The following is a 14,314-nucleotide window of genomic DNA, read 5'->3' on the forward strand; positions in this document are numbered from 1 at the left end:
CCTTAAGACACAGAGACTCCTATGCAGCAAAATTCCAGGTCTTCTTTGTTCTTGCGCAAACAATGCCCGGGATCATCGCTCTATTCTGACACGATGAATTTTTCGAAAGTGCCCCCGACTGCGCCGTCACCGTTGCCGGTGCCTCCATTGCTGGCGCTTGCTGTGCGCCCGTTGCCGCTGCTGCCGCTTCACACCGTACTCACGGTCGTGCTGCTTCGCATTTGCAGGGAACATCCGAGGATCTTCGACAGGCTGGGCGAGCATGCCCGAAAACGATTTGGCATCAAGCCGACCGATCTGCCCTTTGGCTTTCTGCTCGAGCCCGCCCCTTCCCGCCCGCGCCTGTCGGTGGTGCGCAACCTGCCGGATGATGTTGATGCTCGGATTTCCAGTCCGTTGGCCGGGTTATTTGGTCTGGTCGAAGGCCACCTTGACGGCGATGCATTGCTGTTTTCCCGCGACCTTGTGGTGGAAGGCGATGTCGAGGCGGTGCTCGCGCTTCGCAACGCGATTGATGACGCGCAACTCGACCCGATGGCGGAGATCGCCAGCATATTCGGACCACTGGCCGAACCGTTGAAACGCACGTTGCAGATTGCTCGAACGGTGGCCAGCGCCTCAAATCGATCGCACAAAGGGATTTGACGATGGAGCTGATCTGTCCCGCGGGCACACCAGCCGCATTGAAGACCGCGATCGATGCCGGAGCCGATGCGATCTATTGCGGCTTCAACGACGAGACCAATGCACGAAACTTTCCAGGTCTGAATTTCAGCCGCGACGAGCTCCGCGATGCGATCGCCCTTGCCCATCGCCGCGGCGTGAAGGTCCTGGTTGCCATCAACACATTCCCGCGCGCGGGCGCCGTCGGTCTCTGGCATCGGGCGATAGACGACGCCGTCGCGGCCAAGGCCGACGCGCTGATCCTGGCCGATGTCGGACTGCTGGAATATGCAGCGCGCCGCCATCCTGGCCAACGCCTGCACGTCTCGGTGCAGGCCGCCGCCGCCAACGCGGATGCCATCGCTTTTTACACCGAGACATTCGGCGCCCGCCGCGTCGTCTTGCCCCGCGTCCTGAGCGTTGCGGAAATCGCCGGCATCGTCCGCGAGACGACCTGTGAGACGGAAGTGTTCGTCTTCGGCGGCCTTTGTGTGATGGCCGAAGGCCGTTGCTCGCTGTCATCCTATGCCACCGGCCAGTCGCCGAACATGCAGGGCGTATGCTCTCCCGCGAGCCATGTCGCTTATGAACAGGTGGACGGCAGGACGAAGTCGAGCCTCGGCGGATTCACAATCAACAGCTTCGAGATCGGTGAAGCTGCCGGCTATCCGACGCTTTGCAAGGGCCGCTTCACGACCAAACACGGCACCGGTTATATTTTCGAGGATCCCGTGAGCCTTGACGCGGCAACATTGCTTGCCGGTCTGCGCGACGCCGGCGTTACGGCGCTCAAGATCGAAGGGCGCCAGCGCGGCCGGGCCTATGTCGAGGGTGTCGTGCGGCATTTTCGTCAAGCTCTTGACGCGCTGGACTCCGGCCTGCCGATCGATGCCGGGCAACTTGTACCATTCACCGAGGGTCAGGCCACAACTGTGGGTGCCTATCGCAAGACCTGGAGGTAAGTGCCTAGGGCCTCTAGTTGAACGACTAAAGAAAACCGATCGGAGGAATGGTTTCATGCAGCTCAGCCTCGGCCCAGTTCTTTACAATTGGGCGTCCGAACGCTGGCGCGACTTCTACTTTCGCATTGCGGACGAAGCGCCGGTCAACACCGTCGTGATCGGAGAGATCGTCTGCTCGAAGCGATCGCCCTTCATCGCTCCACATCTGCCTGCGGTCGTTGAGCGGCTCCGTGCCGCCGGAAAACAGGTCCTGCTCGGCTCCCTGATCCTGACCTCGTTGCCCCGCGAGCGTCGCCAGATGGCCGAACTCGTCAACACGGCAGAGCTCCTGGTCGAGGTGAACGATCTGACCTGTCTCAAGCCACTTGTCGGTCGCCCTCATGCGATCGGTCCGTTCATCAACATCTACAACGAAGCCAGCGCCGCGTTCCACGCCCAGCGCGGAGCGATACGAATCTGCCTGCCCCCGGAGCTGCCGCTGTCGTCGATCGCGGCGATTGCGGCCGCACTTCCCAACGTCCTGATCGATATCTTCGCCTTCGGCCGGGTGCCTCTGGCCATCTCTGCCCGCTGCTATCACGCACGCCTTCACAAGCTGACAAAAGACAATTGCCAGTTCGTCTGCGAGCAGGACCCGGATGGACTGATGCTGAAGACGCTCGATGGCGCCGAGTTCCTGACGGTCAACGGCGTTCAGACCCTGTCGTCCACCTGCGCCAACCTACTGGGCGACGCCGAAGCCTTGCGCGAAGCCGGCGTCGGGTCATTCCGCCTCTCGCCACAGCATTGCGACATGGTCGCGGTCATTAGCATCTTCCGCGCGGTCCTTGATGGCCGCGAGGATGTGGAGAGCGGAACGCGACATCTCGCGCAGCTTTATCCGGACGTGCCATTTTCCAACGGGTTTCTCCACGGAAGAGCCGGCTTTCTCTCCGTTGCACCCGATGCCCGGTCCGGCCAGCCACACCAATTCCGCGAACCGATTAAACCGCACATGCTCTAGCAACCTTTGGGGCCTCATATGGCGATTGCAGCACGGCGCCTACCGCAGGACGGAACCATCGATGTCGTCAACCGGCTGCGGCATGTTCTCACGCAGGTCAACCTGGACTGTACGTGTCAGGATTCTCTGGCTGGGGCCCTCGATCGATTTGCGACGCTTGAAAAGCGCCGCTTGTCCCGGCGGCAGCTTGTCCAGGCACGCGACTGCAGAAATCAAATCGCTGCCTTTCTATCGCTTCTATCCGAGCTTGACGCGCTTACCGAGAGCGAACCCGACCGAACCGTGTTCAGAGAGATGGAGCTTGTATTTTCCGAAATCGTCGATAGCGCCTTCGCCGGGGTCTTGGCATTGCGGCAAATCACGACGGAGTAGGTAGTCACGCGCCGCAATGGGACACGCTGGTTTCGGACTCGGAGCCCGAACTATTCTTCCTCCTCGTCTGCGATGGCCACGAGAGCATGCGGCTTGCACAGGACCACGCGGCACCGCCCGCAACTGACGATGCCCCGCTCCTCCCAGGCGCTGAGCGTCCTGCTGACGGTATGCAGGGTGGTTCCGACCATTTCGGCGAGGTCACGACGGGATAGCGGAAAGGCGATCTCGATGCCGCGCGCAGTTCGGCGACCCGACTGATGCGCCAGGCGAAGAAGGGTATGACCAATCCGACGCTCGACCCGTTCGGTCGACAATTCACGCAGACGGATCTGCATCTCGTGATACCGGCGCCCCAACAACGTGAGGGCGTTGATGGCAACAACGGGATAACGCTCCATGATCTGTCTGACGATGGCACTCGTCCAGCCGATCAGATGGCTATCGTCCACCGCGGTCACCGTGCCGGGATGGGTATCACTGCCCACAAGTGCCGCATAGCCTGCGACCTCTCCCGGACCAATATAGCGGATGATAATCTGCTGACCGTCTTGGGCCATCTGCGACGCCCGCAACCGGCCCGCGATCACGACACAAAGGGACGTCGTGCGGTCGCCCTGTTGAAACAGGATGTCGCCGGCGGCGAGCCGCCTTCGTCCCGCTGACGCCTGAAGGAATCGGAGCGCTTCCGGAGGAGTCCCCTGAAACAGTTCGGTCCGGGCGAAAAGATCGAGGTCCGGAGAGTAATCCATGCCGCCGACTTCATGCTACACATCTGGCGGTGTACCTCCGCTGTCACATAGTAGTGTGGGGCAATGCCCTCCAATTTGAGCCAGCGCAAATAGTTGGGTCGATTATTCCCGATAATGCCAAGGCTTGTCCTACAAGAGGAAAGCCCCTGCCCGCCGACCCAGAGACGGGGCGACTGATGCCGAGGCGTGCCCCAACACGGGATCGAAAATGCTGCTCGTCAACAAGACGGATCTGTTTCGACATCACATGCCAGACACTCTGGCTGACCGGATTGCGCTGGGCATCGTGCGCGCGGGCGCATCGATGGCCGGCGCCCTCTTTGGCGGTCGATACGGCCATCGTGTCGTTGTGCTCGAGACCGTGGCCGCGGTCCCGCCGATGGTCGCCGCAACGTTGCTGCATCTCAAATGCCTGCGCCTAATGCTCGACGATCGCGGCTGGATCCGGACCTTCATGGACGAGGCGGAGAACCAGCGCGTTCATCTGATGTCGTTTATTGCGCTGGCTCAGCCTCGCGCCTGGGAACGTATCCTGATCGCCATCGCGCAAGCGGCATTCTACAATGCTTTTTTCATTCTCTACTTGATATCCGCCCGGACAGCCCATCGCCTGGCCGGATATTTCGCCGAGCAAGCGGTCCGGGGTTACTCGGAATACCTCATTCGGCTCGGATCTGATGATCGCAGCAGCGACGCGGCACCCGCATCAGCCATCGCGTATTGGAATCTACCGCCGGATTCGGATGTCACTGACATGATCCTCGCCATGCGCGAGGATGAGGCCATCCACCGCGACCTGCACCATGCCTTCGCCGACGCGCTGGCGGCAGGTCAGGCATTTCCACGCGGCAACGCCTGAGGCGATTTTTCTGGCTCAATTGGTGACCTGCGACAAGGAACGGAAAATGGCGCGACGAACCGATCTGCCCCTGGTCTATTCCTGCTCTGGCTGTTCAAGCGCCGCTCAGCTGGCGAACCATCTCGCGATCCGACTGGATCGAACCGGGAAAGCAGAAATGTCCTGCATCGCGGGGGTCGGAGGCGACGTTCCTTCGCTTGTACGAGTTGCGACCTCGGGGCGGCCAATCGTCGCGATCGATGGCTGCGCGCTCAAATGTGTTCAGAGTTGCCTGGCGCGACACGGTGTCCAAGCAGCAAGTCACTACGATCTCACGCAGTTCGGCGTAAAGAAACGATTCAGGATGGACTTTGATCCTGCTCAAGCTGACGAGCTATTCGAACGCATCGCCGACGCTCTGTCAGAGCGATTCACCGAAATGGTCGTCGAGAATCGTACATAGTTCCAGGCCATGCACGATCCGTCATCGACGGCATCCGGCCGTATACCCAGCGGCTCTGGCGCGAGCTTCCACCTGCTTCCAAGTGGCGCTTCCCGCGTCGATCCGCTTTGCATCGGCATCGAGACCGGCGCGATTGTGCGATCGTCAATCGCGACGGCGTTCCGTCCCAGCGGCTATTCGCCGTGGGTCCACTCGCCCGCGCCGCCTTCCGGGAGATCATTGCGATTCCCGATATCCGCACTCAATGCTCCACGCTGGCCGCCCTGCTTGCCGCCCAAGACGAGGAACGGCAGTTCGAGCGTATCGGCGCGCGATCGCCTTAGCTGGTGAATTCATCCGCACGACGGACTGTCGTCTGCCACACGCGTCAGCACTTTCGAATAAGCACGACGCTTGCGCTGAAGCGCCGGTGCATTCGCTTTATCGCTCAGCACGCTGCTACTATACTGACGTGGCGGAAGGGCGTGTGTCCGATACCTGCGCTGGAGCAATAGAGCATGCGAAGAGTCGGAATTGTCGGGGCTGGCGCGGTCGGCGCCGCCTGCGCAATGGCGCTGGGTCTTCGGCGCAGTGCGGACGAAGTCGTCCTCGTGAACAGGACACAGGCGAGGAGCGTCGGGATCGCCACGGATATTACGTATGGAGCGGCGATGGGGGACGTGACCGCCGTTCGAAGCGGCGACATCGCGGATCTGACCGGTTGCTCGGTCGTTCTCCTCACTGCCGGCGTCAACGAAAAGGCCGGAGGCGCAACCGATCGGAGCGACAAGGAAGGCCGGCTGAAGCTCCTCACCGCCAATGCCAAGATTTACCGGGAACTCGTTCCCGCCATCGTCGCTGCTGCGCAGGACGCGGTGATCATCGTCGTGACCGATCCACCTGACCCGCTCACCGATATCGCCCGCACTGCCGCCGGGCATGAGCGCGTGTTTGGCACCGGGACGTTCCTTGACAGCCTGCGCTTCCGGACGCATCTCGCCCGTCACTTCGGCGTTGCTCCGACCGCCGTAGATGCCTTGGTGCTTGGCGAACATGGCACTTCAAGCGCCTTTCTCTGGTCCTCCGCGCGAATTGGCGGCAGTCCGGTCGAAGCACTTCTCGATCGGCCGGCGGAGACGAAAGAGCAGATTGAACGGGATGTCCGGCAGGCCAACATCACGATCATCGAGGGCATCGGTGCCAGCCAGTACGGGATCGGAATCGTATCCGCGCGGATCGCCGAGGCGGTTCTGCGGGATGAGAAGGTTATGCTTCCGGTATCGAGTCCCCAAAAAGCATTTGGGGTCAGCCTCTCCTTGCCCTCGGTGATCGGAGCAGCCGGCGTCGAGCGCGTTCTCACGCCGCAGATGAGCCAGCAGGAAGAGGCAGCGCTACACGCAAGCGCTCGGCGCATCGCGGACGCGTCCACTCGTTTGAAGCAGTAGGACGATCGCTTCCAGCCGCGCGTTCGTTCGGACAAACCTGCGTGCGGATCGGAAATACAGGCCACCGCCACACGTTTACCGCAATAGCGGTGCCTTGCGAATGCCGAAGGGACGGCCGACCGCCCGCAAGGTCGTGCCTCGCTTCCTCGCGAGGACGAAGTTGTCCTGAATCCACCTTCTTTGGAATATCTGCTCAGCGCAACGGCAAAGGCATATCGGATGCGCGCCACGTCATTCGCGGCCTTGTTACTCCTGTTGCCTACTCTGTCGGCGACTGCGGCTTCGACCGTCAGCGAAGATACCAGCTTCGGACCACCGCCGGCGCTGGAGCCAGGCAAGGCGCCCCCACTGCCCCAACCGGGGCCGCTGGCGGAGCCCCGCTCGTCAAATCAGGTCGGCTTTCCCGCGGCGCTGACGGCATCGGCAATCCCACCAGCCAGCCCGCTTACGCCTGACGCGGTTGCGTTGGGCGAGAAACTGTTCTTCGACGCCCGCCTGTCGGATGACGGCACCGTCGCCTGCGCCACATGTCACGATCCGGCACGCGCCTTCACCGATGGACGGCCTGTATCGATCGGGATCCATGGCCGCGCCGGTCAACGCAATGCGCCAACCATTCTGAATGCGCTCTATAACAAGACGCAGTTTTGGGATGGCCGGGTCGATACGCTGGAGCAGCAGGCGGCCCTGCCGATCACCAACCCGTTCGAGATGGGTTCGTCCAGTATCACCGCTGCCATATCCCGGATCGCCGGCGATAAGGACTATCAGGTGCAGTTCATGCGGGCCTTCGGCCGGGACGTGAACGAACAGGATATGCTGCGCGCAATCGCGACCTATGAACGGACATTGGCGTCTTTCGATTCTTCCTTCGACCACTTCATCACCGGAGACGCCGGCGCGATCAGTGACTCTGCCAAACGCGGCTGGGAATTGTTCAATACCAAAGCCCGCTGTAACCTCTGCCACGCCTTGGCGGACGATAAACGCGATGTGACTGTTTTCACCGATAACGATTTTCATAACATCGGCATCGGAATCCTCCGGCACCGCGTTGGCCCCCTGGCGCAGCAGGCGGAACGCGAGCTTGCACAAGGACGCCTACCGGATGTCGACACCGCCGCGATCGCGAGCGATATGTCTGTCCTTGGGCGTTTTCTGATCACGAAACGGCAGAACGACATCGCCGCATTCAAGACACCTGACTTGCGCAATATCCTGGTGACGGGACCTTACTTCCACGACGGATCGATGCAAACGTTGTGGGACGTCGTCGATCACTACAACAAGGGTGACGGCCTCACCGATCCCTGGCTCGACGAAGACATCCAGCCGTTGGCCATGACGGAGGCAGAGATTGATGATCTGGTCGCATTTCTTGCTTCACTGACAAGTTCTCCCTACAAGGAGGCCGGCGACCACGAGTACGCGCGGCAACTCGCGTTATCCAGGGTTGATCGCCCACAGCGGGACACTGCGCGGGCTTTCGGCCCGAAGCCGTCGCAGCCGAAGCCGCCACCATTTTGATGGGATCGCAAGTTAGCGTACCAGGATTGATCAGCGCATTGTGTCGAAAGAGGCCCTGTGACAAACCCTGCCCTATCGAACGATCCCGGCGAGGCGGCAGCGTTCGCGCACGCGCCCGGCCAAGGCGAGAACCGTCCCAAGCCAGGGATCGCGATGCTTGAGACCAGGCATTTGTCGCGGAGCGTCGGACAGCGGCTGCTCGTCAATGATGTCAGTGTGCAGGTCTCGGCTGGTGAGATTCTCGCCGTCGTCGGCGCGAGCGGAGCCGGGAAGTCGTCCTTCCTGCGGCTGCTCAACCGGCTCGACGAACCCACGGCCGGCACGGTTCTGCTGGCGTCCACCGACTACCGGTCAATTGCGCCGCAAGAGTTGCGGCGGCGGGTCGGCATGGTCATGCAGACGGCCTTTCTATTTCCCGGCACAATCGCTGCGAACATCGCTTTCGGACCGCGCCAGCGCGGGGAAGTCATGGCCCCGACGCAGATCGCAACGCTGCTCGAGCGGGTCGGCTTATCCGGATTCGCTAACCGTGACGTCGGCAACCTTTCCGGCGGCGAGGCCCAGCGCGTGGCACTGGCTCGAACGCTGGCAAATGCTCCTGAGGTTCTGCTGCTCGACGAGCCGACCTCCGCACTCGATGAGACGTCCGTGCGCGGGGTCGAGGAGCTCATTCTCGGTATCATCCGAGAACGGCGAATGGCCTGCGTGATCGTCACGCACAACCGTGAGCAGGCCATCCGTCTCGCAGACAGAACCACGATCATGGAAGCAGGCCGACTTGTCGCGATCGGCGCAACCAGGGAGGTGCTGCATGCTGACTGAGCTGGAGAGCAGCATAGGAAGCGACGTTCTGATGGGCCTTGCCCAAGCCGCCGGCGCCATCGCGCTATGCGCAGCCGTGGTGGCGCTTTGCCGGTGGCACGCCGTCCGCATCGAGCGCGAGGCTGCCGTGTCGATGGCGCGTGGCCTCGTGCAGATGGTTCTCGTTGGGATGGTGCTGGCGGTGTTGCTGCATGGCAACTTGCTGATCGGCACGCTGATCTTGTTAATGATGACGGTCACCGCGGCATTCACGGCTGCTCGCCGCCTCCAGGGATTGGAAGGCGCGCTACTGCTGTGCTTCTGGGCGATCACCGCCGGCGCCGGAACCGTGATCGCGGCGATGCTTGCGACCCGGAGCCTTCGGGCCGACATTGCGATCCTCGTCCCTGTCGGCAGCATGATCATCGCCAATGCGATGAATGCATGCGGGCAAGCCGCAGAGCGCTTCCGGGCCGAGATCGTCGCCCATGTCGGACAGATCGAGGCAGGCCTCTCGCTGGGCGCGGAGCCCACCGTTACGGTTACGCCTTATCTTCAGAGCGCCGTCTATGCGAGCCTTCTGCCTCGGCTCGATATGCTGAAGTCTCTCGGTTTGGTGTGGATCCCCGGAGTCATGGCCGGCATGATGGTCTCCGGCGCGAGTCCGGTCTATGCCGCCATCTACCAATTCGTGGTCGTAGCCATGATCCTGGCTGCGTCTGGGATTACCGGTCTCACGGCTACCCTCCTCATGCGGTCACGCGTGTTCACCTCGGCAGCGCAGTTGGCGCTTCGGCCTGCGGAAGCGTCAACGTCGGGCCCGGCGGCGACGCGGGCTCATCCATAAGTCGGACAGGCTCGGTCATCACACGCCCTGCGCAAACCCGTTCGGACTCGTCGGCGCGAGCTGGTCGAACTGCTCGACTAGATCAACTCATGCTGCCAGGCATGAAGCATCGCGGTTTCGGATGACCATCTTGATAATAGGGCCACACCATGGTCCGACCCGAGAGGTTCGGCCCATCTACGACAGCTTCCCTGGGAACGTCGACCCATTCGCCATCGATGCGCACCCGATAGTGACCATCCTTGCTTTCCCAATCAGCGTCATCGACGCGCTTGGCATCTGTGCCGTCACAGCATGGGCCCTTGCCGCTGTGCAGGCTCTCATACCAATGGTTCAACTCGGGGTGCCCAGAATCGTGAGCGCGGGCGGACCCGAATGTAAAAATTGACAGCACGACAGCAAGAATAAGAAGCGCTGGCCGCCTGCAATCCGTACTCATTCCAAGACTAATCCGTGCTGTGATCATATCCGATACCCAACTCCAGTATGCTGGTCGCGAGGCTCGCAAATCACGTGCCACCAGGTCACTGGTGCAGCACTAATTTTGATCTCCGCGATGATTATTTTGCGGGCAGGCTGATCGCATTCAGAGTCTCCTCGTTGCGATCGAAAACAATCGCTGCGCAACGATCGGTGATGAACGTTGCGAGCGCCTCCCCATGCCAGCCACATCATTGTTCTGCTCTTCGTGGAGATATGACCGACGTTGTCTACGTCAATTATATGATTTATCTCATACCATCACGTTGCCGAGAGAAGTCACACTCATCGCGCCTGACCTCGCTGGGTTGTCAGCGGATACGGCGATGTTCGTGGTCGCTCGCGATCGATTGATCGTTCGGGTCCGACATCATCACGCCTGTGTCACCGCGAGAACGAACTTCTCGAAATAAGCGTGCCGTCGACGAGCCAAACGTAGCAACATGCCTGCGACCGCGATCAACCGTTTCGGATGGCCAGCACACATAACGGTCGACGTCGCCATTTTTCGGTGCGTCGGAAAATAGATGTCCTGGATAGAGTCCCGCGTGCCGCGCGGCCTGCGAAGGGCCAGCGCCCTCTTCGCCTACATTCCCAATCCCGCCGCGGCGGACGATTTCCGGGAAGCACGCTTGGTGCCTTGCGGCAAGTCTGACAGCGAGCGTCCCGGCCAAAGGTTCCGTGGCGATGACATCGATGGCAACTTCAGATCGAGAAGGCGACGCATTCGCGGTATGCAGACCTGCTCTGCGTCATAGTGATCGATAACGAAGCGGCGGGCGGCCTGTCTCATTGACGAGAACTTGGCGGGTTCCTGCAACGCCTCAATCACGCGCTCGGAAAGTTCATCGACCGCAAAAAAAGGAACCAGCAGCCCGTTCTCGCCGGAACTGATGACCTCGCGCACTGGCGGCGTATCAGACCCAATCACCAGGCAACCGGCGCTCATCGCTTCCAGCGCCGACCAGGACAGCACGAAGGGATAAGTCAAATAGACATGTGCCGATGATACCTGGAGCGCGGAAATGAACGTCTGATATGGGACGCCACCCATGAAATGAACACGTGATAGATCCAACTGATCGCGGACCTCATCGAGGAAGATCGACTTCCAGGTCTTGCCAGCCGGCGGAGGAAGTCCATACGACAATCCATCCCTGCCGATGACGACGATCTGCGCGTTGGGTCGCCGCCTGAGGATTTCGGGGAGAGCACGCATAAAGACGTGATAGCCTCTGAGCGGTTCGAGATTGCGTACGACAAACGTCACAATCTCGTCCGACGATCCCACTTCCCGGCCGTTCGGCAGCATGAGGCGCGTCTGCGGATTCGGTCGCACCCGCGATGTATCAATTCCTTCATGAATCACTTCGATCTTGCTTTGATAATGCGAGGGAAAGGTCGATTGCTGCCAAGTGGTAGGCGAGATTCCAAGGTCGCAATCTGCCAGCGCTAGCAATGTCGTCGCATTCTTCAACTGCAGTCCGATATGGCCATCCAATCCGGACATCGGAAATTCCGGATCGAATCCGATGTCCCGCCCCTCGGCCCCGTAAAAGAACTCGCAATAGACCAACAATCTTGCCTTGGGGAACATCGTGCGCAGTGGCAGGGTCTCTCCCCATCCCGGATGGCCCAGAATCAAGTCGGGTGCGAAGCCCGACGCCGCCAAGGTCGAAAGACTGTAAAGCACTTGCTCAGCGCGGCGGCACTCAAGGTCGAATCGCCTTGCGAAAGGATGGGTTCCGGAAACATCTGCTTCGGGGAGCATATATTTAATCAACTTAACCGAAGGCATCGGCTGCGCGCTCGATGCACCGACAGCAACGAGCTCGAAGCCGGGTTCGTTAGCCAACGCGGCCGCCAGATTGCGGTACTGTGCCGGGAAGTTATTGTGAACGAATAAAATCTTCATCGACGATGCTGTGGCCTGTCTGCTTCAAGCGGTACGATCAATGCAGAACGAACTGAAGCTTGCGCGTCGTGGTTATAGCAAGAATTTTCTGTAGCGAAGGCATCAATCGCTAATCGCCGAACGATAGTTCGGCATTCGCACTATGTAATGACAAAGTTCCCTATGATTAGAATGCTGCAATTCTGCATCAGCAAGAAGCTTTCGTTCGATCTGACATCTTCCTGCCCCAAAATTCGTCGATTAGTCGCAACTCCATGCAACTTTTGGTTTTGCTTTGGGCATCCAAATGTTGAAACTCAGTGTAGTCTCAGGAATGCAAGGGCAAGCGTGTGGGCAACGCTATGAAATTCAAACGACCTCCTTCCGACTGCCAACCGCAAATCCAGCATCTCGATCTGAGCAGCGCTGAGAACATGGCCGACTCCATCGCACTGCTGAGAGATGAAAACGACAGGCTCCGGCGGATGGTGGCATTATTGAGTGCAGAGACCGAGTATATCCGTCGCTCTCTCTCGTCATCAGTATCCACTCATTGGCGCTCGTCCTCACGCTTGAGGGCACTTCCTTGACTTGCCGTTGCTGACGGAGCAGGTGTCTCGCTGTGGATAACCAGCTTCGCGCTTCGGCAAAGTCGAGTTGGCAATCACATCATTCTCGCCTCAAGCGTCTTGGATGGTTCTCTCCGCTGCGTTTCGGCGCGCCGGAGCACGTTCGGCTGCAACACCCAAGATTGAAACGCGAAAAGACACGAATTGCGATCTGTGGTTGCATGGCCTGCTTAGCCATTTGCCCGAAGTTTGTTGAGCTCGCGATATCAAACATGTCTAACTTTTGGGCGACGACATATGATATGCTCGCTAACCGAAGTAGATTACAATTGTTACGATTTGTTCGGGGGTGTTGATGAGCGACGCTGAGCAGCAAAAAGTGGTGAACCTCGACCGCGGACTGTTCTTCGTGAATTACAGGAGTGCGGAAGACTCCCTCTCTCCACCTCATGTTACGGTCGCACCGGCGCTGGGCCACGAAAGGCGGATGGAGATCATCCTGCATCCTGATGCGACCGAGCCAACCCTTTGGGAGCCGAATTCCGGCTTGGTTGTCCGAGTCACCACGCCCGGCACTTTGCAGGTCCAAGTCCAGCCCATGCGACTTGGAGGATCGCAAGCCGCCGTGGTTCGCATCGAACCGATCCAATCCGGCCGAGCCCGCGTCGTCACGGCGCAAAGCGAAAGCCTGGGCTTGCATGCCAATGCCACGACGGAAGGCCTGAAGGTGCTTGGCCATGTGGCGGGTCGCGGCGACGTCACTGTCGGACCCAACGCATGGATTGCAGGTCCAACGGCACCGTCCCGCGTGGAAGGGGTGGCCCTGGAATGGCCGGAGAAGCCGGTCGGTCTTGATATCCGCTATGCGGTTCAGTTCGCCAACGGTCAGGCCGGGAGCGGCAGAATGGTCCCGCTCGGCGCCTACGCCGGTACACGCGGGCGGGCCCTGCCCATTACGGGCGTGGTCCTGGAAATGAGCGGCACCGACGAATTGGAGTTCGTCGCGGAGGCAGGGTTCTTGAACGCACCGACCTTGCGCGCAGTCGGCAAACGCGTGGTGCTGTCGGGTCCGACCAATCGCGAACCTCTGGTTGGCATTCGCATTGGCATCGAACGGATTGCAGCCGCGGAACAGGTCGCGGCGCCTATGAAGCCGCGAAAGCCTGCCGGTTCGGGGCGGGTCCGTGTGTTCCGCAGCCGGCCGCGCCAAGAGAGTCCGGTTACCTGAAGCGATCCGGACACTCAGACTTCGGAGCGCCGGCAAGCGACCGCAATCGGTCAGGGCACGGTTAAATGGTTCTCGGCACCATCATTGGCGCCCCAGCGCTCGTCGGACCTCGCTCACATATCGCGCTCGAGCGCCTGGCGGCGCAGGCGCTAACCGCTCAGGACTTTATCGCAGCATTCAAATATGCGGATCGGCGCTGCCGTATTGAACCGCCGCCGGCCGCCCATTGCTTCATTCTCCGCGCGGAGGCGAACTGGAAGCTTGGACGCGGCGAAGCGGCGCTCGCCGACCTCACCGAAGCGCTTCTTGTCGATCCTTCCGACGTCGGCGCCAACCGTCGAATGCTTGCCTGGGCCACTGACGATCGGCGGCGGGTCGCGGCTGCCAGTCTGATAAGCCGTGACGGCAATCCGGCGATCCTGCGAGCTGCCATCGCTGAGCTTCGGCGTGCCGGGAATCGGCATTGGGCCGCCTGTTCGGTGTTTGACAAT

At 60.5% G+C, this 14,314-nt stretch carries 16 protein-coding genes; 12 read left to right on the forward strand and 4 right to left on the reverse strand.

Translation table 11 applies throughout. The annotated features are described in order from the left end of the window. Nucleotides 1–21 precede the first annotated feature (21 nt). From ubiT to AC5ZGW_RS09660, 4 genes are read left to right on the forward strand one after another with little or no spacing between them, the layout of a single operon-like run. Nucleotides 22–645, forward strand: coding sequence for a ubiquinone anaerobic biosynthesis accessory factor UbiT (gene ubiT, locus AC5ZGW_RS09645; RefSeq protein ID WP_496113904.1), 624 nt, complete (start codon nucleotides 22–24; stop codon nucleotides 643–645). Between the two features lie 2 nt (nucleotides 646–647). Next, complete coding sequence (gene ubiU, locus AC5ZGW_RS09650) at nucleotides 648–1,625, forward strand: ubiquinone anaerobic biosynthesis protein UbiU (RefSeq protein WP_130223763.1); 978 nt, start codon at nucleotides 648–650, stop codon at nucleotides 1,623–1,625. Nucleotides 1,626–1,680: 55 nt separating this feature from the next. Continuing rightward, nucleotides 1,681–2,628, forward strand: coding sequence for a ubiquinone anaerobic biosynthesis protein UbiV (gene ubiV, locus AC5ZGW_RS09655; RefSeq protein WP_496113905.1), 948 nt, complete (start codon nucleotides 1,681–1,683; stop codon nucleotides 2,626–2,628). An 18-nt stretch (nucleotides 2,629–2,646) separates the two neighbouring features. Next, nucleotides 2,647–3,000 (forward strand): hypothetical protein, encoded by a 354-nt coding sequence (locus AC5ZGW_RS09660; RefSeq protein ID WP_130223761.1) that lies wholly within the window; start codon nucleotides 2,647–2,649, stop codon nucleotides 2,998–3,000. Nucleotides 3,001–3,050: 50 nt separating this feature from the next. Here the strand turns inward: AC5ZGW_RS09660 and AC5ZGW_RS09665 are convergent, their stop codons facing one another. Further along, nucleotides 3,051–3,752, reverse strand: a complete 702-nt coding sequence (locus tag AC5ZGW_RS09665; protein WP_130223759.1) for a Crp/Fnr family transcriptional regulator — start codon at nucleotides 3,750–3,752, stop codon at nucleotides 3,051–3,053. A 208-nt stretch (nucleotides 3,753–3,960) separates the two neighbouring features. Here AC5ZGW_RS09665 and AC5ZGW_RS09670 point away from each other — a divergent pair, with 208 nt between their 5' ends. The 7 genes from AC5ZGW_RS09670 (at nucleotide 3,961) to AC5ZGW_RS09700 (ending at nucleotide 9,652) form a co-directional block, all read left to right on the forward strand. Beyond that, nucleotides 3,961–4,611 carry an alternative oxidase gene (locus tag AC5ZGW_RS09670; protein WP_130223757.1) on the forward strand — a complete coding sequence of 217 codons (651 nt, stop codon included), beginning with the start codon at nucleotides 3,961–3,963 and terminating at the stop codon, nucleotides 4,609–4,611. Beyond that, the gene (locus AC5ZGW_RS09675; protein WP_207230952.1) at nucleotides 4,556–5,053 is read left to right on the forward strand and encodes a putative zinc-binding protein; all 498 of its coding nucleotides are present in this window, start codon (nucleotides 4,556–4,558) and stop codon (nucleotides 5,051–5,053) included. Before AC5ZGW_RS09670 ends, AC5ZGW_RS09675 begins: the two co-directional genes overlap by 56 nt. A gap of 182 nt (nucleotides 5,054–5,235) precedes the next feature. Further along, nucleotides 5,236–5,376, forward strand: a complete 141-nt coding sequence (locus AC5ZGW_RS09680; protein WP_245474549.1) for a hypothetical protein — start codon at nucleotides 5,236–5,238, stop codon at nucleotides 5,374–5,376. A gap of 174 nt (nucleotides 5,377–5,550) precedes the next feature. Beyond that, nucleotides 5,551–6,477, forward strand: a complete 927-nt coding sequence (locus AC5ZGW_RS09685) for a lactate/malate family dehydrogenase (protein WP_130223755.1) — start codon at nucleotides 5,551–5,553, stop codon at nucleotides 6,475–6,477. 180 nt (nucleotides 6,478–6,657) lie between these two features. Then, nucleotides 6,658–8,004 carry a cytochrome-c peroxidase gene (locus AC5ZGW_RS09690; protein ID WP_245474548.1) on the forward strand — a complete coding sequence of 449 codons (1,347 nt, stop codon included), beginning with the start codon at nucleotides 6,658–6,660 and terminating at the stop codon, nucleotides 8,002–8,004. Nucleotides 8,005–8,061: 57 nt separating this feature from the next. Continuing rightward, on the forward strand, nucleotides 8,062–8,826 hold the full coding sequence (locus AC5ZGW_RS09695) for an ABC transporter ATP-binding protein (protein WP_496113906.1): 765 nt from the start codon (nucleotides 8,062–8,064) through the stop codon (nucleotides 8,824–8,826). Further along, complete coding sequence (locus tag AC5ZGW_RS09700; RefSeq protein ID WP_130223753.1) at nucleotides 8,816–9,652, forward strand: ABC transporter permease; 837 nt, start codon at nucleotides 8,816–8,818, stop codon at nucleotides 9,650–9,652. Before AC5ZGW_RS09695 ends, AC5ZGW_RS09700 begins: the two co-directional genes overlap by 11 nt. 82 nt (nucleotides 9,653–9,734) lie before the next feature. Here the strand turns inward: AC5ZGW_RS09700 and AC5ZGW_RS09705 are convergent, their stop codons facing one another. Together AC5ZGW_RS09705 and AC5ZGW_RS09710 are read right to left on the reverse strand one after the other, a co-directional pair. Then, entirely contained in the window at nucleotides 9,735–10,091 is a 357-nt protein-coding gene (locus tag AC5ZGW_RS09705; RefSeq protein WP_080663782.1) for a hypothetical protein, read from the reverse strand. A 627-nt stretch (nucleotides 10,092–10,718) separates the two neighbouring features. After that, nucleotides 10,719–12,047, reverse strand: coding sequence for a glycosyltransferase family 4 protein (locus tag AC5ZGW_RS09710; RefSeq protein WP_130223751.1), 1,329 nt, complete (start codon nucleotides 12,045–12,047; stop codon nucleotides 10,719–10,721). A gap of 903 nt (nucleotides 12,048–12,950) precedes the next feature. On the opposite strand from AC5ZGW_RS09710, the gene AC5ZGW_RS09715 reads away from it, so the two are divergent. Then, the gene (locus tag AC5ZGW_RS09715) at nucleotides 12,951–13,823 is read left to right on the forward strand and encodes a hypothetical protein (RefSeq protein WP_130223747.1); all 873 of its coding nucleotides are present in this window, start codon (nucleotides 12,951–12,953) and stop codon (nucleotides 13,821–13,823) included. 149 nt (nucleotides 13,824–13,972) lie between these two features. On the opposite strand, the gene AC5ZGW_RS09720 is transcribed toward AC5ZGW_RS09715, so the two are convergent. Next, on the reverse strand, nucleotides 13,973–14,287 hold the full coding sequence (locus tag AC5ZGW_RS09720) for a hypothetical protein (RefSeq protein WP_245474559.1): 315 nt from the start codon (nucleotides 14,285–14,287) through the stop codon (nucleotides 13,973–13,975). Nucleotides 14,288–14,314 lie beyond the last annotated feature (27 nt).

Source organism: Bradyrhizobium sp. Crot121, assembly GCF_059512385.1.

Excerpts from the sequence above, each read along its gene's own strand:
- ubiT (WP_496113904.1), top strand. The coding sequence starts at position 22 with ATGCAGCAAAATTCCAGGTCTTCTTTGTTCTTGCGCAAACAATGCCCG.
- AC5ZGW_RS09685 (WP_130223755.1), top strand. The coding sequence starts at position 5,551 with ATGCGAAGAGTCGGAATTGTCGGGGCTGGCGCGGTCGGCGCCGCCTGC.
- AC5ZGW_RS09710 (WP_130223751.1), bottom strand. The coding sequence starts at position 12,047 with ATGAAGATTTTATTCGTTCACAATAACTTCCCGGCACAGTACCGCAAT.
- AC5ZGW_RS09715 (WP_130223747.1), top strand. The coding sequence starts at position 12,951 with ATGAGCGACGCTGAGCAGCAAAAAGTGGTGAACCTCGACCGCGGACTG.
- AC5ZGW_RS09705 (WP_080663782.1), bottom strand. The coding sequence starts at position 10,091 with ATGAGTACGGATTGCAGGCGGCCAGCGCTTCTTATTCTTGCTGTCGTG.
- AC5ZGW_RS09660 (WP_130223761.1), top strand. The coding sequence starts at position 2,647 with ATGGCGATTGCAGCACGGCGCCTACCGCAGGACGGAACCATCGATGTC.
- AC5ZGW_RS09665 (WP_130223759.1), bottom strand. The coding sequence starts at position 3,752 with ATGGATTACTCTCCGGACCTCGATCTTTTCGCCCGGACCGAACTGTTT.
- AC5ZGW_RS09670 (WP_130223757.1), top strand. The coding sequence starts at position 3,961 with ATGCTGCTCGTCAACAAGACGGATCTGTTTCGACATCACATGCCAGAC.
- AC5ZGW_RS09700 (WP_130223753.1), top strand. The coding sequence starts at position 8,816 with ATGCTGACTGAGCTGGAGAGCAGCATAGGAAGCGACGTTCTGATGGGC.
- ubiV (WP_496113905.1), top strand. The coding sequence starts at position 1,681 with ATGCAGCTCAGCCTCGGCCCAGTTCTTTACAATTGGGCGTCCGAACGC.
- ubiU (WP_130223763.1), top strand. The coding sequence starts at position 648 with ATGGAGCTGATCTGTCCCGCGGGCACACCAGCCGCATTGAAGACCGCG.
- AC5ZGW_RS09675 (WP_207230952.1), top strand. The coding sequence starts at position 4,556 with ATGCCTTCGCCGACGCGCTGGCGGCAGGTCAGGCATTTCCACGCGGCA.
- AC5ZGW_RS09720 (WP_245474559.1), bottom strand. The coding sequence starts at position 14,287 with ATGCCGATTCCCGGCACGCCGAAGCTCAGCGATGGCAGCTCGCAGGAT.